The 23,340-nt window shown below is 51.1% G+C and carries 26 protein-coding genes; 24 read left to right on the top strand and 2 right to left on the bottom strand.

Features of this window, described 5'->3' with window-relative positions; genetic code table 11:
- The 14 genes from VB081_RS03740 to VB081_RS03675 form a co-directional block, all read left to right on the top strand.
- A partial coding sequence (locus VB081_RS03740) for a sugar phosphate isomerase/epimerase family protein (RefSeq protein ID WP_323399508.1) occupies positions 1-699 on the top strand: 699 nt, incomplete at its 5' end.
- Positions 700-714: 15 nt separating this feature from the next.
- Positions 715-1,785 (top strand): zinc-dependent alcohol dehydrogenase, encoded by a 1,071-nt coding sequence (locus VB081_RS03735; RefSeq protein WP_323399507.1) that lies wholly within the window; start codon positions 715-717, stop codon positions 1,783-1,785.
- Positions 1,786-1,891: 106 nt separating this feature from the next.
- Complete coding sequence (locus VB081_RS03730; protein WP_323399506.1) at positions 1,892-2,857, top strand: ABC transporter permease; 966 nt, start codon at positions 1,892-1,894, stop codon at positions 2,855-2,857.
- A 30-nt stretch (positions 2,858-2,887) separates the two neighbouring features.
- Complete coding sequence (locus VB081_RS03725) at positions 2,888-4,384, top strand: sugar ABC transporter ATP-binding protein (RefSeq protein ID WP_323399505.1); 1,497 nt, start codon at positions 2,888-2,890, stop codon at positions 4,382-4,384.
- A gap of 28 nt (positions 4,385-4,412) precedes the next feature.
- Entirely contained in the window at positions 4,413-5,654 is a 1,242-nt protein-coding gene (locus VB081_RS03720; protein ID WP_323399504.1) for an oxidoreductase, read from the top strand.
- 76 nt (positions 5,655-5,730) lie between these two features.
- Entirely contained in the window at positions 5,731-6,048 is a 318-nt protein-coding gene (locus VB081_RS03715; protein WP_323399503.1) for a VOC family protein, read from the top strand.
- A 337-nt stretch (positions 6,049-6,385) separates the two neighbouring features.
- Entirely contained in the window at positions 6,386-7,558 is a 1,173-nt protein-coding gene (locus VB081_RS03710; RefSeq protein ID WP_323399502.1) for a substrate-binding domain-containing protein, read from the top strand.
- Between the two features lie 85 nt (positions 7,559-7,643).
- Positions 7,644-9,143, top strand: coding sequence for a sugar ABC transporter ATP-binding protein (locus tag VB081_RS03705; protein ID WP_323399501.1), 1,500 nt, complete (start codon positions 7,644-7,646; stop codon positions 9,141-9,143).
- Positions 9,140-10,171, top strand: a complete 1,032-nt coding sequence (locus VB081_RS03700) for an ABC transporter permease (RefSeq protein ID WP_323399500.1) — start codon at positions 9,140-9,142, stop codon at positions 10,169-10,171. The genes VB081_RS03705 and VB081_RS03700 overlap by 4 nt, the downstream gene beginning before the upstream one ends.
- On the top strand, positions 10,168-11,145 hold the full coding sequence (locus VB081_RS03695; protein ID WP_323399499.1) for an ABC transporter permease: 978 nt from the start codon (positions 10,168-10,170) through the stop codon (positions 11,143-11,145). Before VB081_RS03700 ends, VB081_RS03695 begins: the two co-directional genes overlap by 4 nt.
- Before the next feature lie 52 nt (positions 11,146-11,197).
- Positions 11,198-12,160, top strand: a complete 963-nt coding sequence (locus VB081_RS03690; RefSeq protein ID WP_323399498.1) for a sugar phosphate isomerase/epimerase family protein — start codon at positions 11,198-11,200, stop codon at positions 12,158-12,160.
- A gap of 138 nt (positions 12,161-12,298) precedes the next feature.
- On the top strand, positions 12,299-13,282 hold the full coding sequence (locus tag VB081_RS03685; protein WP_323399497.1) for a LacI family DNA-binding transcriptional regulator: 984 nt from the start codon (positions 12,299-12,301) through the stop codon (positions 13,280-13,282).
- Between the two features lie 92 nt (positions 13,283-13,374).
- A complete protein-coding gene (locus VB081_RS03680; RefSeq protein ID WP_323399496.1) occupies positions 13,375-14,244 on the top strand; it encodes a radical SAM protein in 870 nt (289 codons plus the stop codon).
- 15 nt (positions 14,245-14,259) lie between these two features.
- Positions 14,260-15,330 (top strand): endonuclease/exonuclease/phosphatase family protein, encoded by a 1,071-nt coding sequence (locus VB081_RS03675; RefSeq protein WP_323399495.1) that lies wholly within the window; start codon positions 14,260-14,262, stop codon positions 15,328-15,330.
- A 38-nt stretch (positions 15,331-15,368) separates the two neighbouring features.
- Here VB081_RS03675 and VB081_RS03670 read toward each other — a convergent pair whose 3' ends face one another.
- Together VB081_RS03670 and VB081_RS03665 are read right to left on the bottom strand one after the other, a co-directional pair.
- Entirely contained in the window at positions 15,369-15,560 is a 192-nt protein-coding gene (locus VB081_RS03670; RefSeq protein ID WP_323399494.1) for a ferredoxin, read from the bottom strand.
- A gap of 5 nt (positions 15,561-15,565) precedes the next feature.
- Positions 15,566-15,913: a cupin domain-containing protein gene (locus VB081_RS03665; RefSeq protein ID WP_323399493.1), complete on the bottom strand. Its 348-nt coding sequence runs from the start codon at positions 15,911-15,913 to the stop codon at positions 15,566-15,568.
- 512 nt (positions 15,914-16,425) lie between these two features.
- Between VB081_RS03665 and VB081_RS03660 the strand changes: the two genes are divergently transcribed.
- The 10 genes from VB081_RS03660 to lepB all read left to right on the top strand — a co-directional run bounded on the left by VB081_RS03660 (position 16,426) and on the right by lepB (position 23,303).
- Entirely contained in the window at positions 16,426-17,130 is a 705-nt protein-coding gene (locus tag VB081_RS03660) for a TMEM175 family protein (protein WP_323399492.1), read from the top strand.
- 12 nt (positions 17,131-17,142) lie between these two features.
- Complete coding sequence (locus tag VB081_RS03655) at positions 17,143-17,643, top strand: NUDIX domain-containing protein (RefSeq protein WP_323399491.1); 501 nt, start codon at positions 17,143-17,145, stop codon at positions 17,641-17,643.
- 317 nt (positions 17,644-17,960) lie between these two features.
- Positions 17,961-18,365: an RrF2 family transcriptional regulator gene (locus tag VB081_RS03650; protein ID WP_323399490.1), complete on the top strand. Its 405-nt coding sequence runs from the start codon at positions 17,961-17,963 to the stop codon at positions 18,363-18,365.
- Between the two features lie 50 nt (positions 18,366-18,415).
- Positions 18,416-19,138 (top strand): LytR/AlgR family response regulator transcription factor, encoded by a 723-nt coding sequence (locus tag VB081_RS03645; protein WP_323399489.1) that lies wholly within the window; start codon positions 18,416-18,418, stop codon positions 19,136-19,138.
- A 180-nt stretch (positions 19,139-19,318) separates the two neighbouring features.
- Positions 19,319-20,155: a hypothetical protein gene (locus VB081_RS03640; protein ID WP_323399488.1), complete on the top strand. Its 837-nt coding sequence runs from the start codon at positions 19,319-19,321 to the stop codon at positions 20,153-20,155.
- 24 nt (positions 20,156-20,179) lie between these two features.
- Positions 20,180-20,338 carry a hypothetical protein gene (locus VB081_RS03635; RefSeq protein ID WP_323399487.1) on the top strand — a complete coding sequence of 53 codons (159 nt, stop codon included), beginning with the start codon at positions 20,180-20,182 and terminating at the stop codon, positions 20,336-20,338.
- Between the two features lies 1 nt (position 20,339).
- Entirely contained in the window at positions 20,340-21,014 is a 675-nt protein-coding gene (locus VB081_RS03630; RefSeq protein ID WP_323399486.1) for a hypothetical protein, read from the top strand.
- A 24-nt stretch (positions 21,015-21,038) separates the two neighbouring features.
- Positions 21,039-21,884, top strand: a complete 846-nt coding sequence (locus VB081_RS03625; RefSeq protein WP_323399485.1) for a hypothetical protein — start codon at positions 21,039-21,041, stop codon at positions 21,882-21,884.
- 29 nt (positions 21,885-21,913) lie between these two features.
- On the top strand, positions 21,914-22,633 hold the full coding sequence (locus tag VB081_RS03620; protein WP_323399484.1) for a hypothetical protein: 720 nt from the start codon (positions 21,914-21,916) through the stop codon (positions 22,631-22,633).
- A gap of 37 nt (positions 22,634-22,670) precedes the next feature.
- On the top strand, positions 22,671-23,303 hold the full coding sequence (lepB, locus tag VB081_RS03615) for a signal peptidase I (RefSeq protein WP_323399483.1): 633 nt from the start codon (positions 22,671-22,673) through the stop codon (positions 23,301-23,303).
- Positions 23,304-23,340: the final 37 nt, after the last annotated feature.

Raw genomic sequence — 23,340 nt, 5'->3', positions numbered from 1 at the left:
GAAGAAAAGGTGGCCTACGGTACAAAGAGCATGATCCAGTCCGCGCAGATGGCGAACGCACTTGAGGTGCCGGCGGTGGTGGCTTTTTCTGGAATCGAAAATTTTGGACACATCAATGACTGGCCATATCCGGGCGGCTGGGAACACGAAGAAGAACAATTTGCGGAAAAATATGGATACATACTGGATAAATTCCAGGAATATGGCGTGAAGGTCGCATTTGAACCACATCCGAACAATATTATTTACGATACGCAGTCGGCGCTGCGGTGCCTCGAGGTCGTGGATAACCATCCGGCATACGGCATCAATCTCGATCCCGCAAATATCCTGTTTGCGGGCATCAATCTACAGACTTTCGTGGACGAGCTCAGAGACCGTATCGTGCTGGTTCACGCCAAGGATTGCGAGATCGTAGAGCATAACATGATGAAGGGCGGATACAATATGTACATGGCTGACGGCTGGGGGCGGATTGACAGGTCTTTTCGTTTCAGGATTCCCGGCTGGGGCAGCGTGGACTGGAAAAAACTGATCAGTGAACTTTATCTGGTCGGATATGACTATACGTTCAACTATGAACATGAAGACGTGTTGATGAGCCGTATGGACGGTGTAAAAAAGACCATCGAATTTTTAAAACCACTGATGATTGAAGCACCGTACGAGGGCAGAAACGATAAATTATTTACGAAATAGGCGGAGGAAAAAAGCATGAAAATGATGAGAGCACAGGTTTTGACGGAGCCTTGTAAATTTGAGTTAAAGGAAGTACCCGTCCCCCAGATTAACGACGACGAGGCATTGGTGAAAATCACTTACTGTGGTATTTGTGGTTCGGACTGGGGTTCGTATACCGGGAAATACGCGGATGAAGTCGAATGTATCCCGCTTACAACGGGACATGAATTCTGCGGCGTTGTGGAAGAAGTGGGCAAGGATGCAAAAGACATCAAGGTTGGTGACCGCGTAGCTGCTGATATTTGCATCCCCTGTGGTACATGCTATCATTGCCGTATTGGCGAACCGCTATTGTGCGCAGATTTCACGCAGATCGGTATCCACATTGACGGCGGGTTTGCGGAATATGTCAAGGTTCCGTGGAAAAACCTATATAAGGTGCCGGACGAAGTGAGTGACGAGAAAGCGGCATTCATTGAACCGCTTACCGCGACGCTTAACGCATCCAAGAAGATGGAATGTCAGATCGCAAGGAGCGTAGTCGTGATCGGCTGCGGCCTCGGGATCATCCATGCAAAACTTGCAAAACTGCGTGGTGCGGCTCCGGTCATTATCGTGGGCGATAATGCGGAACGCCTTGCGATGGCCAAGGAAATGGGCGCTGCAGATATCACGATCGATATTACAACGGGCATAGACGTTGTAGAGGAAGTCATGAAAATCACAAATGGCGTGGGTGCGGATTATGCACTCGAAGCCGTCGGGAACTCCAAACCATACGAGCAGGCCTTCAAGATGATCCGCCGCGGCGGCAAGGGGGAAGCCTTCGGTATCTGTGCAGACGACGATTATGCTTCACTGCCGCCTGTCGAATTCGTACTGCAGGAGAAGAAGGTAAGCGGAAGTACAGCCGGTATCGGCTATGACTGGGGCGATGCGATCACGCTCTTAAAATACGACATGGTAGACCCCACGCCTATGATCTCGATGATCGTACCGTTAGAAGAACTCGAAGATGCACTCAAGGAGATCCGTACCAACCAGAAGCTTATCAAGGTGCTGGTGGCGCCGGGCTTAAAAGAACGCAAGATTCTTTATAAATAGTTCGTTATTAAGCTTGAATCCGCGCTGGGGGAGTTAGGCATTGCGTCTGCTCCTTCCGGTGCGGTACAAGTATAAAAAAGGAGCGAGGATTCAAGTGGAAAAGTCGTTGAATAAAAAAAGTTTGTCGGCAAAGAAATTATTTGATAATCCGGTGGTCGGCCCTTATATCGCACTCATTGCGCTTTGCGTGATCGCCTCCATCGCCGCGCCGGAAATCTTCCCAACCGGAACGAACATTGCAAATATCCTGCGTCAGGTATCCATCGTGGGTGTGGTCAGTATCGGTATGACCATCGTCCTTTTAGTGGGAGGCATCGACCTTTCTGTCACAAGTGTAATGGCGCTCTCCGCCTGCCTGATGGCGCACATGAGTGAAGACCTGATGAAGGCAAACAAGCCGGAGATGGTGATGTGGGTCGTACTGATGATCCTGGGGATCGGCCTTCTAATCGGTCTTGTGAACGGCGTGATGATTGTGTTCCGCAACGTAGAACCATTTATTATCACCCTCGGTATGATGCAGGTGCTAAAGGGCATCAACTATATCTATACACAGGGTGCGCCCGGCGGCACGGTGACCGAGTTCTGGAAGATGTTTGGTTCGGAGTCGCTGTTCGATGCGATCCCCTACCCGGTGATCCTGTTTGCGGCGTTGATGATCATATTCGGGATCGTATTGCATAAAACGATTTATGGCCGTCATCTGTACGCGATCGGCAGCAACAAGGAAGCAGCAAGGCTTTCAGGCATCAAAGTCAATAAAAACAAGATCATTGCATATATGCTATGTGGCCTTACGGCGGCGATCGCCGGTATCATGCTGTGTGCCCGTGTGCGTGTCGGGGAACCGAACGGCAGCAACGGTTATGATATGGATTCCATCGCAGCAGTCGTCATCGGCGGTACTTCGATGGCAGGCGGCACGGGTACACTGTTTGGAACGCTTGCAGGTGTACTCATCATGGCTGTTATGAACAATATGCTGAACATACTCGGGGCAGACCCGTACCTGCAGATCGTGATCAAGGGTCTCATCGTGCTGGTGGCCGTACTGATCCAGAAAAAGAGGTAGCAAAGTATACATAGAGAGGATGGAGCATACATGAGTGAATATATGCTTGAAATGCTCGGCATCACAATGACGTTTCCCGGAGTCAAGGCGCTCGATAATGTCGATTTGCATATCAAAAAGGGCGAGGTTCATGCGCTAATTGGTGAAAACGGTGCAGGAAAATCAACGCTGATGAAAGTCCTTTCCGGCGTTAACAAACCGGTTGCGGGCGAAGTCAGGATCGACGGAGAAACGGTACATTTCCATGTGCCACAGGACGCGATCGATAAAGGCGTTGCGATGATCTATCAGGAATTGAGTCTTGTGCCGGATCTGACGGCGATCCAAAATGTCATGCTGGGGCATGAAAAACAAAAATATAAATTTATCAGCAAAAAACAGGAGGAGGAACAGGCCGGCAAATGGCTCGATTATGTCAGCCACGGAACACTTCCGAGCTATAAGATCCCTGTGCGTCGCTTAAGCGTTGCGCAGCAACAGATGGTGGATATCGCAAAAGCGCTCTCCTATAATGCAAAGATTATTGTGATGGACGAGCCGACAGACACGCTGACCGAAAAGGAAATGTACGTGCTGTTCGATATCATCAAAAAGCTGAAAGAGGACGGCATCACTGTCATTTACATCTCCCACAGGTTAGAAGAGATATTCGCGATCTGCGACAGGATCACGGTGCTGCGCGACGGCGCGTTTATTGCGGATGCAAACACCGCGGAGGTTGACAAGGACTGGCTTATCAGCAAAATGATAGGACGCGAAATGAAAAATACGTTTCCGCAGCGTAACAGGTGCGTGCAGAGCGAAACGATCTTGTCCGTCAAAGGCCTTACAGGCGGTATTTTTGAAAACGTGGATTTTGATTTGAAAAAGGGCGAGATTCTTGGATTCGCCGGTTTGGTCGGCTCCGGTCGTACGGAAGTGATGCGGGCGATCTTTGGAGCGGATAAGGTCAAGAGTGGTGAAGTCGTTGTGGGAGGCAAACAGGTGCTTTACAGGCATCCGAGTCAGGCTGTTAAAGAAGGCATTGGTTTCGCGACAGAAGACAGAAAAACGCAGGGGCTGTTCCTGAACCTCGATATCAAGACGAATGTATCCGCAGCGGCGGAGGAGAAGGTATCAAGCAAAGGATTTGTCAGCGATAAAACAGAAGCCGAGCTTGCGACACAGTATGTAAAAGACCTGCAGATCGCAACGCCGGGTATCCGGCAGCTATGCAAAAATCTGTCCGGCGGCAACCAACAGAAGGTGGTGCTTGCAAAATGGCTTGCGAGAGGATGCAAGATATTGATTCTTGACGAGCCCACAAGGGGAATTGATGTAGGCGCAAAATATGAGATATACACACTGATGGATAAACTGGTGCAGGAAGGAGTCAGTATTATCATGATTTCATCCGAAATGCCGGAGGTTATTGGGATGTCTGACCGTATTGTGGTCATGCACGAAGGACATGTGATGGGAGAACTGAGCTGTAGTGAGGCAAATGAGGAACGGATCATGCTTCTTGCGAGCGGCGAAAATGGATAAGAAGGATACAGACGAGGAGAATGAGGTCATGAGTGATAAAGAACTGTTGTTGAGCCCGATACAGGTCGGGACGCGGAAATGCGAAAACCGCTTTTTTGCACAATCCATGGAATGCTCGGATGCGGATGCGGAAGGTAACCCCTCCGAGCTGACCTATGAAAGATACGAAAACCTTTTTAAAGGACGTTTTGGCATGATCGACTTAGAGGCGATCACCATCACGGGTGAAAGCCGCTCAAGACTTGCACAGCTTGAGATCATGCCGAAAAATGAAAAAGCGCTTGCCAATTTTATCAAAAAGCTGAAGGCGGTCAATCCTGATGCGCTGATCGTATTTCAGCTGACGCATGCGGGCGAGCTTTCCAATCCGGAATTTTCGCGGCGCGTCAGCGTAAAGAACGTACCGGGCATGGAAGGCGACATCCTCAGTGAGGAGGAAGTCGATCACATTATGGATCAGTTCGTACTGGCGTCGAAAATCACGCAGGACGTGGGTGCGGATGGCATCGATATGAAATTTTGTCATGGTTATTTTGGATCGCAGATCCTGCGCCCATATAACGACCGCAATTGGAAATACGGCGGAAGCTGGGAAAAACGTTCCCGCTTTGCTTACGACCTGTATGAGCGGATACAAAAAGAGGTCAACGACAAAAACTTCCTGATCGGCTCTAAGGTATCGCTATGGGAGGGCTTCCCGGGCGGGTTTGGCTCTGCCGGGCCGGATTCGCCGCTGATGGACCTTGCGGAGCCCATTGATTTCTTAAAAGGGCTTGAGGAGCGCGGCGCACAGTATTTTGTGGAGACGATCGGCAACGTACATTCTACGATCAGCTTCGTGGAGGCGGACAAAGATCACCCTTATCTTTCGTACCTGCATATGTATTTTGCAAACGAAATGAAAAAGCATTTGAAGCCGGAAACCGTTGTGATCGGCGGACATTTTTCCGCATTCCGCGATGGCAAAAACAAGCTGCTGGCAGTAACGCCGGAGCAGTCGTCCATCGTAGCTATGGGCGCACAATGCATAAACGACGGTATGATGGATATGGTTGCGCTTGGTCGTCAATCGATGGCAGACCCGCTGCAGCCACTTAAAATGATGGAAGGACGCGATAACGAGATCAAATATTGCACGTCCTGCTTAAATTGTCTGGAGCTGATGATCAGGCAGGAGAACATCGGGTGTTCGACGTTCAATAAGCGCTACACGAAGATTTTACAGGACGTCAGGAATGCAAAAGGGAAAGTACAGGAGATGCACACCTGATATAACGAATTGCTTAACGATGGGCAAAAAGGCGGGAATCCAATCGGTTTTCGCCTTTTTTGGAGGGGAGAAGACGATGGAAAAAATATATACAGGACTGCACCACATTGGCGTATATGCGCGCGACAGGGAGGAAGCGATCGATTTTTATACCGATATCCTCGGAGGAAAATTACTTTTCAGGACGGACAGTGAATCGGACGGGGAAAAGATTGCGATGATCGACATGGGAGACTTTTTGATTGAAGTGATCGAACCGCTGATGGAAAAAGAACGTATACGGGAATTGGCGCAGGGAACAATGAACCATTTTGCAGTAAAAGTCGACGATATTGAAAAAGCTGCCGGCTATGCAAAATCGCGCGGATATGAAATGGAGGAGGAAGGGATATAACCTGTGCCAAACTTCGGCGCGGAGGATGTGAGCTTGAAGGTGGCGTTTATCCACGGCATCAATGGAGAACGAATAGAGTTTTTTCAGGTCGTTTAACAATAACATAGCGTTTACAGCCGGAAAAGGGCGATTCATAGGCAATGATGAAAACGATTACATAATTATGTGAAATATTTTTTTGTATTCCATTGACAAACGCCTAACAGAGTGATATATTGTAAATGTAATCAATTACAAAAATTCACATAACACATGATATATTCCAAACAACATAAAATGATAATTTAAAAATTTAAACAAGATATTTTTCATTAAAAAATGAAGGAGGAAAAAAATAATGAAAAGATCTTTAAAAGGAACGGCTTTGATTGTTGCGCTTGTTCTGGTGGCGATGGTGGCTTTTGCAGGCTGCGGCGCACCGGCAGCAGCGCCCTCTGAATCCGCATCGGCGGCAGCACCGTCCGAATCGGCATCTGCGGCGGCGCCTTCCGAAGCGTCTGCGGCAGGCGAAAGCGCGGCGGCTTCTGGTGATGGCGTGAGCGTCGCACTGCTCAACGCTTCAAACGCAAACCTGTGGCGCGCGCAGATGGAAGACGAAATGAACGCGCTGGTAGAAGAATACAAGGCTGACGGCAAGATCAGTAACTATGTGGCATATTCCGCAAATGACGACGCAACGACACAGTCGCAGCAGCTAAGCCAGATCATCAGCGCGGGCGGCACGGATGTGGTCATCATCAACCCCGTATCTGCGACATCCTTAAACCCGGTGATCGACAAAGCGATCGAAGCGGGCATCGTCGTTTTGGGCGTTGACTCTGTGATTGGGCATCCGGACGTTGTGACGCTCGCTACCGACCAGTATAAATGGGCGGAGATGCAGGCGGAATTCTTAGCGGAAAAACTGGGCGGCAAAGGCGATATTATTATCTATAACGGCATCGCAGGCGTACCGGCAAGCGACACACGCGAAAAAGCGTTTGACGATGTGATTGCAAAATATCCGGACATCAACGTGCTGAAGAAAGTTTATCACAATTGGGACGATGGCGAAGCAAAGAAGCTGACTGTCACCATGATATCCGCTTATCCGAACATCGACGGTATTTTGAATCAAGATTGCTCGCCGGGCATCATGCAGGGCTTTTCGGAAGCGGGCGTAGACATGCCTAAGGTCATCACGAGCGACGGTTCGTTCAATTACCTCAATATGTGGAACGATTATAATACGAAAAACCCGGATAAGGCGTTCGAGGCGATCATCGTGGGCAATCCTCCGGGAGCGGGCTGCGACGCGATCAAGATGGGCATTGCCCTTGCAAACGGAAAAGAGTTTAAGGACGACGTGCTGACGGAAATGGACGGCGGAAAAGCAGTCCTGCTTGAGCCGGCGCCTGTGATCACGAACGAAAACAGGGAAGAGTGGGTCAAGAAGACGGATGAAATGGGAGATACCTATACATTCTCTAAGATCCTGACGGATGAAGAGATCGGCGCATACTTTAAGTAAACCGGAAACGGGAAACGAATGACAGGCCGGGTTGCGGCGAATGACCGCCGCAACCCGGAATATACATGGTCAGGGGGAACGGATTTTGCTTACAATATCGAATCTGCAAAAAAACTTTGGAGCCGTTCAGGCCCTAAAAGATGCATCGCTCTACATGGAAAAAGGCGAGATACGCGCCTTGCTCGGCGCAAACGGATCGGGAAAGAGCACGCTTGTTAAAGTCCTTTCGGGTCTTAACAAAAAAGATGGCGGAACGATCGTGCTTGACGGCAAAGAGATCGATATCATATCACCCAGAAAAAGCATCGAATATGGGATATCTATGGCGTATCAGGACTTGAGCATTATTTCTAAGCTGAGTGTTGCGGAGAACATGGTGATCGGCAATGAACCATGCGTACATGGCACCATCCGCAAGGAGAAAATGATCGCTTACGCAAACGAAATGATCGAAAAGCTGGGCATCAACGCCTATCCGGAAACGATCGTTTCAGACATCGACCTTTCCAATCAGGGGCTTGTGGAGGTCGCTAAGGCGCTTTTCACAAATCCGCGTCTGCTGATCTTAGACGAGATCACGGCGTCTATGCATCACGATCAGGTGGAGCGGCTGTTTGGGTTTCTGAATGAAAGAGTAAAAGAGGGGCTGTCCATCTTGTTTGTGTCGCACCGTTTTGACGAGGTGTATGACCTTTGCGCCAAGGCGACGATCCTGCGCGAGGGACAAAGCGTGAAAGAAATAGAAAACCTAAAGGAAACATCGCCACAAACGCTCGTCTACTATATGACAGGGCACAAGGTGGAGAACTTAGAAGACGCGCAGCAACAAGAAGAAACATGCGGGGAACCGGTGCTGTGCGTGAAGGATATGTTTATCGGCGACATCGTACGCGGCGTATCGATGAGCCTTGCGAAGGGCGAGATCGTCGGCATTGCCGGCCTGCAGGGACAAGGACAGGGAGAATTCCTGCGCGCTCTTTATGGCGCGATCCCATTAGGGCAGGGCGGTATTGAGCTTGATGGCAGGAGTGTGAAGATCAAATCGCCGGCAGATGCGATCAAAAAAGGATTCGGATTTATCTCGGGCGACCGGGAGAAGGAAGGGATATTCTCCATCAGGAGCGTGGCGGAAAACATCTTTATTGTCAAAAATGCAATGAAAAGACTGCTTTCGTGCGTCGGTGCAAAGGAAGAAAAACAGCAGGCGCAAGACATCATGGAAACGCTCAACGTGGTGGCGGCGGGAACGGGAGTGCCTGCAAACAGCCTGTCGGGCGGCAACCAGCAAAAGTTGGTGGTAGGCAGGTGGCTCTCAATGAAGCCGAGGATATTGCTGCTTGACGACCCGACCAAGGGTGTTGACGTGGGCGCGCGCAGCGAGATCAATACGCTGCTGCGTGAAATGACGAAAACAGGTATGTCTATTCTGTTTTCTTCCAGCGACAACGAAGAACTGCTGCGCGTGGCGCAAAGGATATATGTTTTTTATGAAGGGCGTATCGTCAGGGAGCTGAAGGGCAACGATATGAACGGACAGCTCCTTGCGGCAACGATGCTCGGAACGAACATAGGAGGTGTGTCATGAGTGTGAGAGACTTAAAAAAACCCTCCTTGTGGTCGACCGGGATATCCGGTTATGTATTGCTGCTGGGCGCGCTGATCATCAATATGATCATTCAGGGCGGAAGCTTTTTTACCGTGGACAGCCTAAGCTCGCTGCTAAGCTCTAACCTTCCGCTGATCATTGCGGCGCTGGCGCAGATGATCATTATGCTCTCGGGCGGCATCGATATTTCTCTTGGAAATACGATGGCGCTGACGAACGGCGTTGCCATCGTGCTTTCAAATGCTTTTGGACTGCCGATCGTGACGAGCTTCCTGCTGGCGCTTGCGGCGGGAACTGCGGTGGGACTCGCAAACGGCCTCATTATTGCTTTTCTGCGCATCCCTCCGCTGCTTGTGACCTTTGCGATGTCGATGGTCGTGAAGGGCGTGTCGCTGGTCGTTCTGCCCAAGCCGGGCGGCAGCGTACCGGTGGAGCTTTACAGGACGTACGGTGGGGAAGTACTGGGGGTACCGACGGCGGTATGGCTCATTGTGATCGCAGCGGTTTTGCTGATGCTGGTTTCCAAATTTAAAATCAGTAAACATCTCAGCGCGGTCGGGACGAACGAGCGTAACGCGTATGTTTCGGGAATTGCAGTAGACAAGGTCAAGGTCTATGCCTATACGGTGGGCGGACTCATTGCCGCGTGTGCGGGGCTGTGCCTGACGGCGCTGACCGCCTCGGGAGATGTGCGTGTAGGCGAAGCGTTTGCGCTGCAGTCTATTGCGGCCGTCATCATCGGCGGGACGTTGGGAAGCGGCAAGTGGGGAAGCTATATTTTAGGCGCGATCTGTGGCGCGCTGTTCCTCGCGATCGTCAACAACATCGTATTCTTCGTGTTCAACATGATCGCGATGAATAACCCGGACATGATGATCTCGACCTTCTATCAGCAGCTGCTTTCGAATTTCATTATCATCTTCGGACTGGCGAGCGCTGTGCTGACAAACAAGACAAACTATCAAAAGATAAAAGTACGTGAAGTGAAGGAGGGCGGCAAAGCATGAAAGCAATGGTAGGAAGCCTGAATTCGAAAAAGAGAAACATTCCCAGACAGGCGATCGTGCTAATATGTATCACCGCGGGGTTGCTCGTTTTGGGAAGCGCGATCAACAACCAGTTTTTAGCGCCCATGAACATCGCAAATATACTGACGATGTCCGCGCTTTTGGGGTTTGTATCCATTGGGCAGACGCTGGTCGTCCTTTCGGGGGACGACGGGCTAGACCTTTCGGTCGGCGGGGTGATGTCTCTTGGCGCAGTCATGGCATATATGCTGATGAACGGCAAGGATGAAAACTTTGTCCTTGCGCTGGTGGTCGTACTGGGCGCGGGCGCGTTGTTCGGTTTTTTGAACGCGGTTGGCATCGTGTTTGCGAGGATACCTGCCCTTGTGATGACGCTGGCGATGGCCAATGTGCTGACGAGCGTGCAGCAGCTTTATTCGGGCGGCAATCCGACGGGAGCCCCTTCGCCTGTTGCGGCACAGGTCGCGACGTCAAAGGCGCTGCCCTTCCTGCCGTGGATCGCGGTGCTGTGGGTAGGCGTTATCATCCTTGTATATTTCCTGCTCACCCGTACCTCTTACGGCAAGCAGTTGTATGCGACGGGAGCCAATAAGAACGCGGCGCTGCTCGCCGGTGTACGTGTGAAAAAGATACGCATCATAACCTATACGCTGTGCGGCGTGCTTTCTGCATTTGCAGGGTTCTGGCTGTGTTCTTATGTGGGGGTCATCTACGTAAACGCAGGGACATCGTACGTCATGCCTTCTGTTGCGGCGGTCGTGATCGGCGGTACGTTGCTGTCCGGCGGAAAGGGAAGCTACAACGGCACGGTGGTAGGCGCGATCATCCTGACCATCGTGGACAGCCTGCTTGTGATGCTTGATACAGACGAAGCGGGACGCTTCATCATGAATGGCGTGATCCTCGTCGTGCTGCTGGCGATCTATACCCGCAGCCCGAAGATCAGACAATAAAAAGAAACCGATCATCAAAAAAATAAGACAATACGGAGTAAGGAGAAAGACAATGTACAAAATCAAACAAAGTATGGACGCTGTAAACTATGGAGGCTATTTTCACGAAGGGGGTCCCCTTACGATGAAGCAGATCATCGATAAGGCTGCGGAATTCGGATATGAAGCGGTGGATATCTGGCCGCATAAACCACTGATGTTCCCGATGGACTGGAGTAAGGAGGACAGGAAAGAGCTTCTTGCATACGCAAAATCTAAAAACATCAAATTTGCGGCGGTGGACGCGTGCACGAACTTTATGCGCTCTCAGCATGCGCTTGTACCGGATGTGGAAAAGGAATTGCCTTACCTGATGGAGTGCTGTGAGCTGGCGGAAGACTTAGAATGCCCGGTCGTACGCATCATGCCTGCTTTTATCGGATATTTCTGGGGGGAGTATTCCAACCTTGGATATTGCCAGACGGCGCTTACGGCGCGGTCTATGGAGGTTTCTAAGCAGGAGGATTATTATCTGGAGTGGACGCACATCAGAAAGTGCATCAAGGAAGCCGCGCAAATGGCGAAAAAGTATAACGTTGTTTTGGCGCTGCAAGGACATCCGCCTGTCGTCAATTGCGTCGAAGACCTGTTTGATATGGTTGACGAGGTAGGGATGGACAATGTGAAGATCGGGCTTGACCTGCCGCTGTTTGACCACCAGACAGAGGAATTCATCGATGAAACGGTGAAGCGTGCGGGCAAGGATATGGCGCATTCGCATACGCTCGGGGTGGCGATCAAGTATGGCCCGAGCGATTCCGTTTATGCGACAGAAGAGGTTGTGCCGGGCGACGGCGTAGAAAACTGGGTACCATTCTTCAAAGCGTGCAAGGAGATCGGTTATGAGGGATACTTTGCTTATGAGCAGTGTGCGCCGTTCTTTGTGGAAGGGCACAAGAAGCCGCAGGTAGCGGATGTGGACGCACGGCAGAAGAAGGGGTTTGCATTCATCAAATCCATAGAAGACAAAATTTGATTCCTCCGGAACGAAATATTGGGAAAGGGTTTGCGGGCGTGCGGCTTAGGGCTGCAGCGCCCGCAAATACTTACTAGGAACTTGTTTTGGAATATGTTAGAATGTGGTAAAAGAAAAAATAACTGTATGGTGGCTTAAATGACAAATATTCAGAAGGTTGCAAAGCATGCAAATGTTTCGGTGGCGACGGTGTCGCGCGTCATCAATGGCGCGGGCAATGTGACCCCTAAAACGAAACAGCGTGTGGAGCAGGCGATCGCGGAGCTCAACTATGTGCCCAATATGCTGGCGCGGAATTTCCGTACATCAAAAAGCAAATCCATACTGGTGATCCTCTCCAATATTTCCAATCTGTTTTATATGGAGATCGTACATGGGATCAGCAAATACGCAAACGAGTGCGGGTATGATATTTTGCTCAGTGAAACGGACGATATTCCCGAACGGCAGATAGAGTGCCTCGAGAAGGTGAAGAACCGGATCGCGGACGGAGCGGTGCTACTGGAATCCATCGTTTATGATAAGGCGCTGCTTTCTATGGAAAAAAGTTACCCGATCGTACAGTGCTGTACGGACAATGACGAGATACCGCTGCCATATGTGATGGCGGACAATGTGAAGGGCGGCTATCTGGCGACGCGTGAGCTGATAGAAAAGGGGCACAGGAAGCTTGCCTTTGTGGGGACGGACGACCAATCGAAATATAACCGTGAGCGCTGCGAAGGCTTTTTGAAGGCGGTGCATGAGGCGGGTATCGAAGAAAAGGATGTTGTGATCGACTATACGGAGCTGAGCTTAAAGGGCGGGCGGATGGCGGTCAAAAATCTGCTTGAAAAGAAAGTGGAGGGCGTATTTTTTGCTTCGGATATGCAGGCGATCGGCGCGATCCAATACCTGAGAAACCGCGGGGTCGGCGTACCTGAAGACATTGCGATCGTTGGGTACGATAATCTGGAGATGTGCGACATCATCGAGCCGCCGCTGACCTCCATCGATCAGCACGCGTGGGAGATGGGCAGGGAATCGGCGCGTATCCTGATCGAGCGCATCGAGGACAGGCATACGCAGGGAAACCGGCATGTCGTGTTCCAGCCTGAGCTGGTGCGCAGGAAATCGGTATAAGAAACAGATAAGCCCGGCAGAGCGCCGGGCGTTTTTTTATGGCTATGTTTCCGGACGGAAATGGATTATAATGGGGAAAAGGAGAATTGCCGATGCAGTATGAGGGAAGGATATTCCGCCCGCCGAGTGAGGCGCACAGCCTGATCGTGCAGGCGACGGTGGGATGTTCGCACAATAAATGTACGTTTTGCAGTATGTACAAGGAAAAGCAGTTCCATATGCGCGACTTGCAGGACGTGCTTGACGACCTTACGGAGATGGCGGGGCGCTATCCGGACGTGAGACGCATCTTTTTGGCAGACGGCGACGCGCTCATTTTGCCGATGGAACGGCTGGAGGCCATATTGACGCTCATCCGCGAAAAGTTTGTGCATTGCGAGCGTGTGGGCATTTATGGATCGCCGCGCAGTATTTTGCGAAAAACGCCCGAAGAATTGCGCTCGCTGCGCGAGCTTGGTTTGGGCATCGTCTATCTTGGGCTGGAATCGGGCAGTGACGAGATACTCAAGCGTGTGAATAAAGGCGAGACCGCAGACGAGATCGTTACCGCAGGCCTGAAGGTGAAAGAGGCGGGTATCCCGCTTTCTGTGACGGCTGTAAGCGGCCTTGGAGGAAAAGAGCTGTGGCGTGAGCATGCGCAGGCAACGGGCAAGGCGTTCACGCGTATGAAGCCTGATTATATCGGCCTGCTGACGCTGCTTTTGGAAGACGACGTACCGCTGGAACGGGATTTTAAGGCGGGGGTATTCGAGCTTTTGAGCCCGGAGGAGATCGCGCTCGAGACACTTGTGATGCTTAAGAATATGGACTGCGAAGGCAGCGTGTTCCGCAGCAACCACGCGTCCAATTATATCTCGCTGCGCGGAACGCTCAACCGGGACAGGGAAACGATGATGGGACAGTTGCGCGATGCGCTCGAGGGCAACGCGGCATATAAGAAAGAACCGATGCGCGCTCTGTAATAAAAGGGGACGGCTATGAAAAAGACGTTGAAAAAGATCGGAAAAGTGGTTTTGATCGTTGTGATCGTGATCGCTATATTGCTGGCGGCGCTGCTCATTTTTCTGACCGCCACCGAATATAATCCGCAGGACGTAGAGGCGCTCAGCGTTCCGCAGGGAAGCGGGAGTGTTGCCGTGGGAGAGGAGCTTTCGTTTTTGACGTTCAACACCGGATATGCGGGGCTTGATAAGGACGAGGATTTTTTCATGGACGGCGGCAGCGGCGTAAACCCAAAGAACCGTAAACAGGTAGAGCGCAATCTGGCAGGCATCGCGGATACGCTCAAGGAATATCCGGCGGATGTTTATTTCCTACAGGAAACGGATGTAGATTCTGCGAGGACATACAATATCAACGAAGCGGAATATTATGAAAATACGTTAGGCATGCCGGGGGTGTTTGCCTACAACTATAAATGTAATTTTGTGCCCTATCCGCTGCCGATGATTGGGCATGTGGAGAGCGGATTGCTCACCATGAGCGGCCTTACGGTACAAAGCGCACAGCGGGTCTCGCTGCCCGTGCCGTTCAGCTGGCCGATACGCACGTGCAACTTGAAGCGCTGCCTGTTGATAGAGCATATCCCGCTTGAGGGAACGGACGCGCAGCTTGTGCTGATCAACCTGCATCTGGAGGCGTACGACGACGGGGAAGGAAAGGCGGCGCAGACAAAGGTGCTCGCCGATATCATGCGCAGCGAGTATGAAAAAGGCAATTATGTGGTCGCGGGCGGGGACTTTAACCAGACGTTCCCCGGTGTGAAGCAATATCCTGCGGTGGATGAGGAAAACTGGAAGCCCGGTGTGATCGGCGAAGATGTACTGCCGGAGGGATTTCACTTCGCGTTTGACGACAGCCTGCCCACGTGCCGGCTGCTGAGCGCACCGTATATGGGGTCTTATGAAACGTCGCAAATGTTTGTGATCGACGGGTTCATCGTGTCGCCCAATGTGCAGGTGAACGAGGTGCAGACTGTTCGTACGGATTTTGCCTATTCCGACCACCAGCCGGTGCATATGCGCCTTACACTTACGCCTGTATCTTAAGGAAAAGAAAACCGCTTCTATAAGAAGCGGTTTTTTGGTTATTCTTCGATCTCGATCGCGCTGGTCGGGCAGCTGTCTGCCGCTTCGCGCGCCGAATCCTCCAGTTCCGGCGTAGCCGGTTGGGCGTAAACCTCCGCGAGGCCGTCATCCGCCATGCGAAACACCTCCGGACACATTCCCTCGCACAGGCCGCAGCCGATGCACTCGTCTTTATGGATCGTTACTTTCATAAAAATCAGTCTCCTTTCTTAGGAAATACGACTATGAGGAACATTTTGAACCGTTCGCTCGCAAAGACAGCATGTGGATGCCGTGCGGGCATGACGATGGACTGCCCTGCGTGCAACACATGTTTGTTGCCGTCGATGGTCACTTCGCCCGTACCGTCGAGGGCGATCACAAGCGCGTCCCCTTCAGATTCGTGCGTGCTGATCTCCTCACCTTTATCAAACGCGAAAAGCGTGAGGCTCAGCGCTTCGTTTTGCGCGATGGTCTTGCTGGCAACCTGACCGTTCAGGTAGGATACCTGTTCTGAAAACGGCAGCACGCTTTCATATGTAAGATTCTTCATATACTTTTCCATACTGGTTGCTCCTTTGCTCTTTATAGTTATAGTATACCCACAAAACGGTGTTTTATACGTTGCATTTGCAACCAAAACAAAAAACTCCGGTGCAGCCTCGGCGCCAACCGGTCGCCGGGAACATGAGCACTGGAGTTTTTGTTTGTTATGTTGTCGCGAGTCTGGTGGCGTCTATCAACGTGCCGCATTCAGGACACCTGTACTCGTCATTTTCGGTGCGGGTCAATGAACGGAACTTACAGATGATCCTGCATTTTTGGCAAGTACCATATGCTACCAGCTCGCCCCGGTAAAACCGGTCAGCACTACGCTGCATGGCGATGCACCTCCCTTTGCGGATGTCTGGAGACCTACCATAACATGAAGGAGAAGGCAAAGCAAAGGCCAGGTGCGGAAGATAAAGCGAGGGAAGAAGCGGGAAAGGGTGCGAAGTGAGGGCAAAGCGGTTTGCCGGCAAAAAGCAGGTTAGATGTGTGCGAATGGGATATAATAAAGAAAAGGAGGAGAAGAGGATGAAGAAGGTAGATAGGCTGTGCGCGTTGACGGACGGCGTATATGCGATCGCGATCACGCTGCTGATTTTTAGTGTGACGCTCAACCATTCACAGACGGTTTTCAATGAGGCGGCGGCAAAAGAGCTGCTGTATCATATCATCATGTATGCGATCGGCTTTATCGGTATCGCGGTCCTGTGGTTTTCCAACCACAGGACGTATTCGCACATCGTACGTTACCGCTCGCGGCTCGGAACGCTTACGATGGTACACCTGTTTTTTGTGGTGCTTATCCCGGCGATGACGAGTATCACGATACATTACGAGGGACAGGTGCTGCCCAATTTGTTTTACATTGGCGCTTATCTGGGCGCGATGCTCACACAGAGCGTGACGCTAGCGTATCTGTATAAGCATAAGCTACTCGAGGGGATACGCGGGATGCGTAAGGAGGAAGTATATGACGCGGCGCATCAGTGGATCATGAACGCTGTTGTGTGCGGCGCTGTCGTTTTTGTATTTTTGAGCCCGTGGGTCAGCGTGGCGATCCTTGTAGGGGGCATGATTGTTGCGACGATCGTACAGAACCATTTTAATAAAAAATATCATTACATTGACGATGAGGACAACAGCGGCGGCGAGGAGCCGGAGGTCACGATCTCGCAGGAGCAGATCGATGGATTGATCAAAAAATTGCAGGGGCTGCAAAAGGAAAAGAAGTAAGGGAGTAAAAAGATGGGAAGAATGCCGTATCATATCCATGTTTTCTTGTATCGGGAAAAAAACGGGACGTATGAATTTGCGGTCTTTGAACGTTCAGACCTGCCGGAGATATGGCAGGGTGTGAGCGGTGGCGGAGAAGCGGGCGAAAGCGTCGTGCAGACTGCGCTGCGCGAATGCCGGGAGGAAGCAGGCGTCGTTTTGCCGGGGCCGCTGTATCCGCTTGACAGTGTGAGCGTGATGCGCAGCACGGTGTTCGCGGAGTGGACAAAAGAATGGGGAAGGGATGTTATTGTGTTGCCCATGTATTTTTTTGGTATGCCTTACGCGGGGGAGATCGTTTTATCGGAGGAGCACATCACATTTGAATGGCTGAATTTTGAGCAGGCGGACGCGAGGATCGCACTGTCCGACCAGAATACGGCGCTGTGGGAGCTCAATGAGCGGCTGTGCCGCAACAATCTGGAGCGCAGTGTGCCAATGTGGATGGACAAGCCATGGAAGGCAGGGTATTAAAAAAGCGATAAAAGGCAGATAAAAAACCGCTTATATAAGCGGTTTTTTTGTTGCGCTAAAATTCACGCAAACATCACACAACATGTGTGACATATCACGCGTCCCCATCAAAAACGGATAGAAACTGCTTATTATAAATATACGCGCTCAGGTATGCGTTCATCGTATATAACCGATAGGTAATATACATTCACCCTCTCCCGTAAGGCGAAAGTGGCGGATTATGCAGTGTGGATGTATATGTGGCTGGGGAAGGAATATACAGGTGGCCGTAAGCGGCGATGGTTCGAAAAAAAGGGAGACCAAAGGAAAGATATATGCAATTAACAGTCACAACCAATTATGCGATACGCATCATTCTTTATCTCGCGGAAACAAGGCGTATTACGACCGCCGGCGAGATATCGGAAGGTACACAGATTGCAAAAAAGTCTTTGCTGGCAACGGCAAATAAATTGAAGAAGGCAAATCTGATTATGGGGCACATGGGCGTATCGGGGGGATATAGCCTCGCGCGTGCACCGGAAAACATCACGATACTTGAAATTATAGAGACGACGGAAGGCAATGCCAAGATCAGTCAGTGTCTGGAGTCGGGGGTAAATTGTCCGTGGGGAAAAAAGAAGAACTGTCCGCTCCGTGGTTTTTACAGCGAGGTGCAAGAGGAACTCGACAGCCGGTTTGCACGTATGACGATCGGCGCGCTGATGGAAGAAATATAGACGGACAGATCTGAAGAACAATGTGGGATAAACGATAAAAGGAGGTAAAAGTGAGGATAGCGCTCTGTGACGATCATAAAGAAAATATTATGTCCTATGCGGAAGTCCTTGCGAGGATATGCCGAAAACATCGTATTGAGCTGGAAATCGATCCTTATATCAGCGGCAACCAGATGTTGTTTGAGTTGGAGGACGAAAAAAAACATCCCGACCTGATTTATTTGGACGTTAATATGCCGGGATATGACGGCTTTTCGACGGCGCGGCAGCTACGCGCGCAGGGGTATGAAAGCGAGATCATCTTTCTGACCTCGAGCGGCGGGGCGGACTCGATTTTACAGGCGTTCGACGTCAGCGCTTTTCATTATATCGTCAAGGATGAGACGAGCGGCGAACGGTTCGAGGAGATATTTTTGCAAGTATACGAGCGGTGCCAAAAGAAGAGCAAAGAAACACTTATCTTTTCGTGCGCGGGGGAGACGCGGAAGGTTTTTGTCGATGAGATCAATTATTTCGAAGCACAGGATCATTATATTACAGTTTATTACGGCAAGGAGTCTTTTGAATTTTATTCTACATTTGGAAAAATAGAAAACATGCTTCATGGGCATGGCTTTTTGAGGACGCACCGTTCTTTTATTGTAGCGAAGGACAAGATCGTGCAGATCAACAGGAACCAGATCGAGCTGCAAACAGGAGAAACAGTCCCTGTTGGGCGGGCTTATGTCAAGACGGTGAAAACTGCATGGGAACCTTTGGCGGTGCCGCGTTAAGGCGTGTTGCGCGTCGTTGGCGTATAAAAACGAGTCGTTCACGCTACATTTCACACAAGCAAAAGATTTTTCTGTACAAATAAGCTAACAGAAACTGTACAGAGAGGAGCGGTCACAACGAAAAATTATCAGCGACATTTTATTATCATAATCGTTTTGGTATGCCTGCTTGTTGTATGCATGCCTTTTGCCGCCCTCGCCAGTACGAGCCAGTCGGGATATCATCATCAGGACTGGGATGAAGAATATTGCCTACAGGCGTACGACGTGACAATTACGGCGGCGGAAATATATGAGCTGCGTGAGCAGAACCTGCTTGAAAAAGAAATGCTGACCCGCTCGAGGGCAACAGCGCAGGTGTGGGGTGCGTGGGAGCCTGTGGAGGGCGGATTTAAGGCGCTTGATTTGGGCGTACTTGCGGAGAAGCAGCCGTTTGGCGATCATCCCGTTACATTTTATGTGCATGCGGACGACAGACAGACGGCCTACATCACGATCATTGCGCATGTAACCGAGCCGGGACCGATCATTGTTGAACCGACGCCAGAACCGACACCAGAGCCGACACCAGAACCGACACCAGAACCGACACCAGAACCTACGCCCAGCCCTCTGCCCGAGCCGACACCGGAACCGACAGTGGAACCTACGCCCGGGCCGACAATAGAACCGGTGCCAACGCCTGAACCAACGGTTGCGCCGGTATATGAAGCAAGGGTGAGGCAAACACCGGCGCCCAGGCGGACAGCGGAGCCGACGCCAGAGCCGACCATGGAAGCAACGCCCGAACCAACGGCTACGCCAGAGCGGGAAACACAGCCGGAAGCAGAATCGCCGGAGCCGGCGTCTGATGCGCAGATGCATGAAACGGCGGACGAAGAAGTACATAAAAATGAATGGACGCCACTTGCGACCACGCTGGTTGCTTCGTCGGCAGCAGTGGGCGCCTTGTTTGCGCTTAGTATATTAAAGGACTTGGGATCGATCCGCTGGTACAACAGTAAATTGGGAAAATAATGGCGCGGAGAAAGGGAACATATTATGAACAGCCTTGAAATGATGGGTGTGATACTACTTGTGGCAGTGGTGGCGGTGGGTATCGTCATCAAAGCCATTACCCGCAGGAAGCTTAAGGATATGGACGGGATCAGCGAGGTTTTCCTGTCTGCTGATGATGAGAAAGTGTCGGGGAAGCTTTGATATGGGCGGCACAGAAAACATTTTTGATCTGGTGCAGCCGCAAAGCGACGACCCGGAGATCATACAGTTTTTTGAACTGATGACTCTTCCGCGCTCGTTTTTTGGATATGACAGGAAGCATGTGATCGACGCGCTGCGCAGCCTTGACGGATTGTATCGGAGCAGGATCGAAGAACTTGAAAAAGAGAAGCAAAGAAACCAGATATTCCGGCAGGAGCAACTGCACGAGAAGGACAGCGCGATCGCCCGGCTCAAAAGACGAGCCGAACAGGAAACAGCGACATACCATGGCGGCGCACAGCAAAGGGATGCGCGCGGCCGGATAGATGTGCTTTCGCAGGTCATCCCGGAAATACAGCAAAGTCTTGATCTTGTGATCAGGAAAGCGGCGGGCGAAGCGCGACACATTTGCGAAGGGGCGCGCAGTCACGCTGACAAAATTTTGAATGAAAGCCGAAGAGAGATGGAGGACGAGCGCAGGAAGCATATGCGGGCGCTTGGAGAAATGACCGAACTCAAAAAGCAGTATATGGCAGATTTAGACGTCTTACAGGCAATCCTTGCAGATATGCAGGCAGAGGCAGACAGCTTTGGAAAGCGGCTGGAAAGCATCAGGGAAAGACCTGCTTTGGAACGGGGCCGCAGCGAAAACGCATGGGCGGCAGAATGGAAATAATCAGGAATAGGAAAGGGAACAAATATGAAAGACCGTATGGAGATGCAGCAATTAAAAAGAATGGGAAAACGAGAACTGGTACGCCTTGTGCAGGAGTGTGACGACGAAAACAGGAAACTGGCGGAGGAAAGCAACAAGAAGCAAAGCCGCATCGCCGAGCTTGAGCAGATCGTAGCGAATATGCACGGGCACATTACGGAAATGGAAGCAAAGCAGAAGGATATGCAGATCAAATACCAGGAGCCGGGTTCCCTGGCTGACTCTATGATCCAGGTGAACGGTGTGATAGAAGCCGCCCAGGGTGCGGCCAAACAATATCTGGAACGCATACGGGAGATGGAAACCGTGAAACAGAAGGAAGCGGAAGGCATCGTAGATATGGCACGGCATGAAGCGGAGCGCATCGTTTTGAAAGCCAAGGCAGGCGCGACGCAGATACAGGAGGCCAGCACAAACGTGCTGCAAAACCTGCAGGTGGAGATCGACAGGATGCTTGCGGGTGCGCGGGGAGAATATGAGCAGGGGATCGCTAGGCAAACGCCTGTTTTTGAGACGGAAGCGCCTGTACACATGGATGAACCGCAAGGGCTTTTTGAGCAGACGGTACCATCCGAGCCGGAAAAAGTCCCGCGGTTAAATGATATCCTGCAATCGGTAACCGTACAACGGGGGGAAGAACCGGTGATACGGGAGGAGAGCGTGAGCGCTGATACGGGCGCTTTTACAGGTGATCAACCAATAGGAGAGGCTGTTGCGGCAGTAAAAGAAGATGATTTTACAAGCGGGTTGAGCGACGAGATCAAAAGTGTGATCGACGACCTGACGTATAAAACACAGCACTTAGGACAACAGACGAGCGACACACATTAAGGTAAGTGCAGCAAAAGGAGGGGTTATTGATGACGGGAATGAACCAGGAGATGAAGGAGCTGCAAAAGCTGAGCAAAATGGATCTCATTATTTTACTTGGGGAATTGAGTGAAGAACTCGAGGGGCTTGAAACGGATAACCGTGAAAAAGACGGCAGGATCGGTGTGCTGGGGCGGGAAAATGAGGCCTTGCGCGCCGAAAAAAGCGCCCTTGCCGAGAAAAACGAATCGCTGATGAGCCAGATTCAGGCGGCGAACAGAAAATTGATGGAGATGGAAGGACGGCCGGCGAATTTTGAGGCGGTCGAAGCGGTCGCGCGCAGAATGAACGAAATTGCGCAGAAAACCGGAGAGCAGATGAACCTGCTTCGGGAAATGGAGCGCCAACGGCGCAAGGATATAGCTGCCGGAACAGACGATGCACGCGAGCGGGCGCAGTCTATTATTGAGGATGCGCAAAAAACGGCAGTTGGGATCACAAAACAACTGCAAAAAACAAATATGGAGATGCTTGCCAATATGCAGGCGGCGATCGACCATGCGCGCAGCGGATATGAGGCGGCGTTCGTCATGGAACACGTCCCGCATGGACAAAGTGAAGATAATATCCGTGAATTTCGCCCGCAGGGAGAAAGCGCGCAGGCAGAAAAAGACCAGGTCGTTTTGAGCGCGGAGCAGGCAAGAAACCTGCTTAAGGTGCTGAAACGGTATGGCAAACCAGACACACAGGAAACGGCACAAGCCAAATAAGGCGGTGACCTGGGAAAACGAGAACCAAGGCGGATAGATGCAAAGAGATACAGAGAAAATTGGAACGACCTCACAAGAGAACATGGAAAGGGAAAAATGGCGCCCCAGCCTTGCAGCGGTACGCGCGGAGATCGAACGGCTACAGCGGCGCAGGGAACGCAGAAAAGAGGCATGGGGCATTGTCAGCCGTGTTCTTTTTGTCGCTATGGCGGTCGTGCTGATCAACCTTTATGTTGTACGGATCGCGACGGTGAACGGCGCTTCTATGGAGCCAACCCTTTATAACGGAGATGTGCTTTTATGCTCGCCCCTCGGATATACGCCTGATTATGGCGATATCGTCGTTACGGAAATGGATGTGGGGGAGGGCGACCTGATCAAAAGGGTGATTGCCCTTGCGGGCGATACTGTGGATGTTGATTACCAGACAGGTACAGTAAGTGTTAATGGGAAACAGCTGAGCGAGCCGTATACGCTTGAACCGACTACACTTGCAGGCGACATGCAGTTTCCCGCGACTGTCCCGGTGGGACGTGTGTTTCTGCTGGGGGACAACCGCAACAATTCTATCGACAGCAGGCGTAGCATTCTTGGTATGGTGCCCAAGAGCACACTACTCGGAAAGGTATATTTCAGGATATATCCCTTTGACAGGATAGGGCTCCTGTAATGAGCGGCGCATATGTCGTTCACGTAGCAGACCATGC

Source organism: Christensenella sp., assembly GCF_034927525.1.
In the GTDB taxonomy this organism is placed as follows: Bacteria; Bacillota; Clostridia; order Christensenellales; family Christensenellaceae; genus Christensenella.
This window is presented reverse-complemented; position numbering and strand designations above follow the sequence as displayed.

Excerpts from the sequence above, each read along its gene's own strand:
- VB081_RS03735 (WP_323399507.1), top strand. The coding sequence starts at position 715 with ATGAAAATGATGAGAGCACAGGTTTTGACGGAGCCTTGTAAATTTGAG.
- VB081_RS03725 (WP_323399505.1), top strand. The coding sequence starts at position 2,888 with ATGAGTGAATATATGCTTGAAATGCTCGGCATCACAATGACGTTTCCC.
- VB081_RS03720 (WP_323399504.1), top strand. The coding sequence starts at position 4,413 with ATGAGTGATAAAGAACTGTTGTTGAGCCCGATACAGGTCGGGACGCGG.
- VB081_RS03715 (WP_323399503.1), top strand. The coding sequence starts at position 5,731 with ATGGAAAAAATATATACAGGACTGCACCACATTGGCGTATATGCGCGC.
- VB081_RS03710 (WP_323399502.1), top strand. The coding sequence starts at position 6,386 with ATGAAAAGATCTTTAAAAGGAACGGCTTTGATTGTTGCGCTTGTTCTG.
- VB081_RS03700 (WP_323399500.1), top strand. The coding sequence starts at position 9,140 with ATGAGTGTGAGAGACTTAAAAAAACCCTCCTTGTGGTCGACCGGGATA.
- VB081_RS03695 (WP_323399499.1), top strand. The coding sequence starts at position 10,168 with ATGAAAGCAATGGTAGGAAGCCTGAATTCGAAAAAGAGAAACATTCCC.
- VB081_RS03690 (WP_323399498.1), top strand. The coding sequence starts at position 11,198 with ATGTACAAAATCAAACAAAGTATGGACGCTGTAAACTATGGAGGCTAT.
- VB081_RS03685 (WP_323399497.1), top strand. The coding sequence starts at position 12,299 with ATGACAAATATTCAGAAGGTTGCAAAGCATGCAAATGTTTCGGTGGCG.
- VB081_RS03680 (WP_323399496.1), top strand. The coding sequence starts at position 13,375 with ATGCAGTATGAGGGAAGGATATTCCGCCCGCCGAGTGAGGCGCACAGC.
- VB081_RS03675 (WP_323399495.1), top strand. The coding sequence starts at position 14,260 with ATGAAAAAGACGTTGAAAAAGATCGGAAAAGTGGTTTTGATCGTTGTG.
- VB081_RS03670 (WP_323399494.1), bottom strand. The coding sequence starts at position 15,560 with ATGAAAGTAACGATCCATAAAGACGAGTGCATCGGCTGCGGCCTGTGC.
- VB081_RS03665 (WP_323399493.1), bottom strand. The coding sequence starts at position 15,913 with ATGGAAAAGTATATGAAGAATCTTACATATGAAAGCGTGCTGCCGTTT.
- VB081_RS03660 (WP_323399492.1), top strand. The coding sequence starts at position 16,426 with ATGAAGAAGGTAGATAGGCTGTGCGCGTTGACGGACGGCGTATATGCG.
- VB081_RS03655 (WP_323399491.1), top strand. The coding sequence starts at position 17,143 with ATGGGAAGAATGCCGTATCATATCCATGTTTTCTTGTATCGGGAAAAA.
- VB081_RS03650 (WP_323399490.1), top strand. The coding sequence starts at position 17,961 with ATGCAATTAACAGTCACAACCAATTATGCGATACGCATCATTCTTTAT.
- VB081_RS03640 (WP_323399488.1), top strand. The coding sequence starts at position 19,319 with ATGCCTTTTGCCGCCCTCGCCAGTACGAGCCAGTCGGGATATCATCAT.
- VB081_RS03635 (WP_323399487.1), top strand. The coding sequence starts at position 20,180 with ATGAACAGCCTTGAAATGATGGGTGTGATACTACTTGTGGCAGTGGTG.
- VB081_RS03630 (WP_323399486.1), top strand. The coding sequence starts at position 20,340 with ATGGGCGGCACAGAAAACATTTTTGATCTGGTGCAGCCGCAAAGCGAC.
- VB081_RS03625 (WP_323399485.1), top strand. The coding sequence starts at position 21,039 with ATGAAAGACCGTATGGAGATGCAGCAATTAAAAAGAATGGGAAAACGA.
- VB081_RS03620 (WP_323399484.1), top strand. The coding sequence starts at position 21,914 with ATGACGGGAATGAACCAGGAGATGAAGGAGCTGCAAAAGCTGAGCAAA.
- lepB (WP_323399483.1), top strand. The coding sequence starts at position 22,671 with ATGCAAAGAGATACAGAGAAAATTGGAACGACCTCACAAGAGAACATG.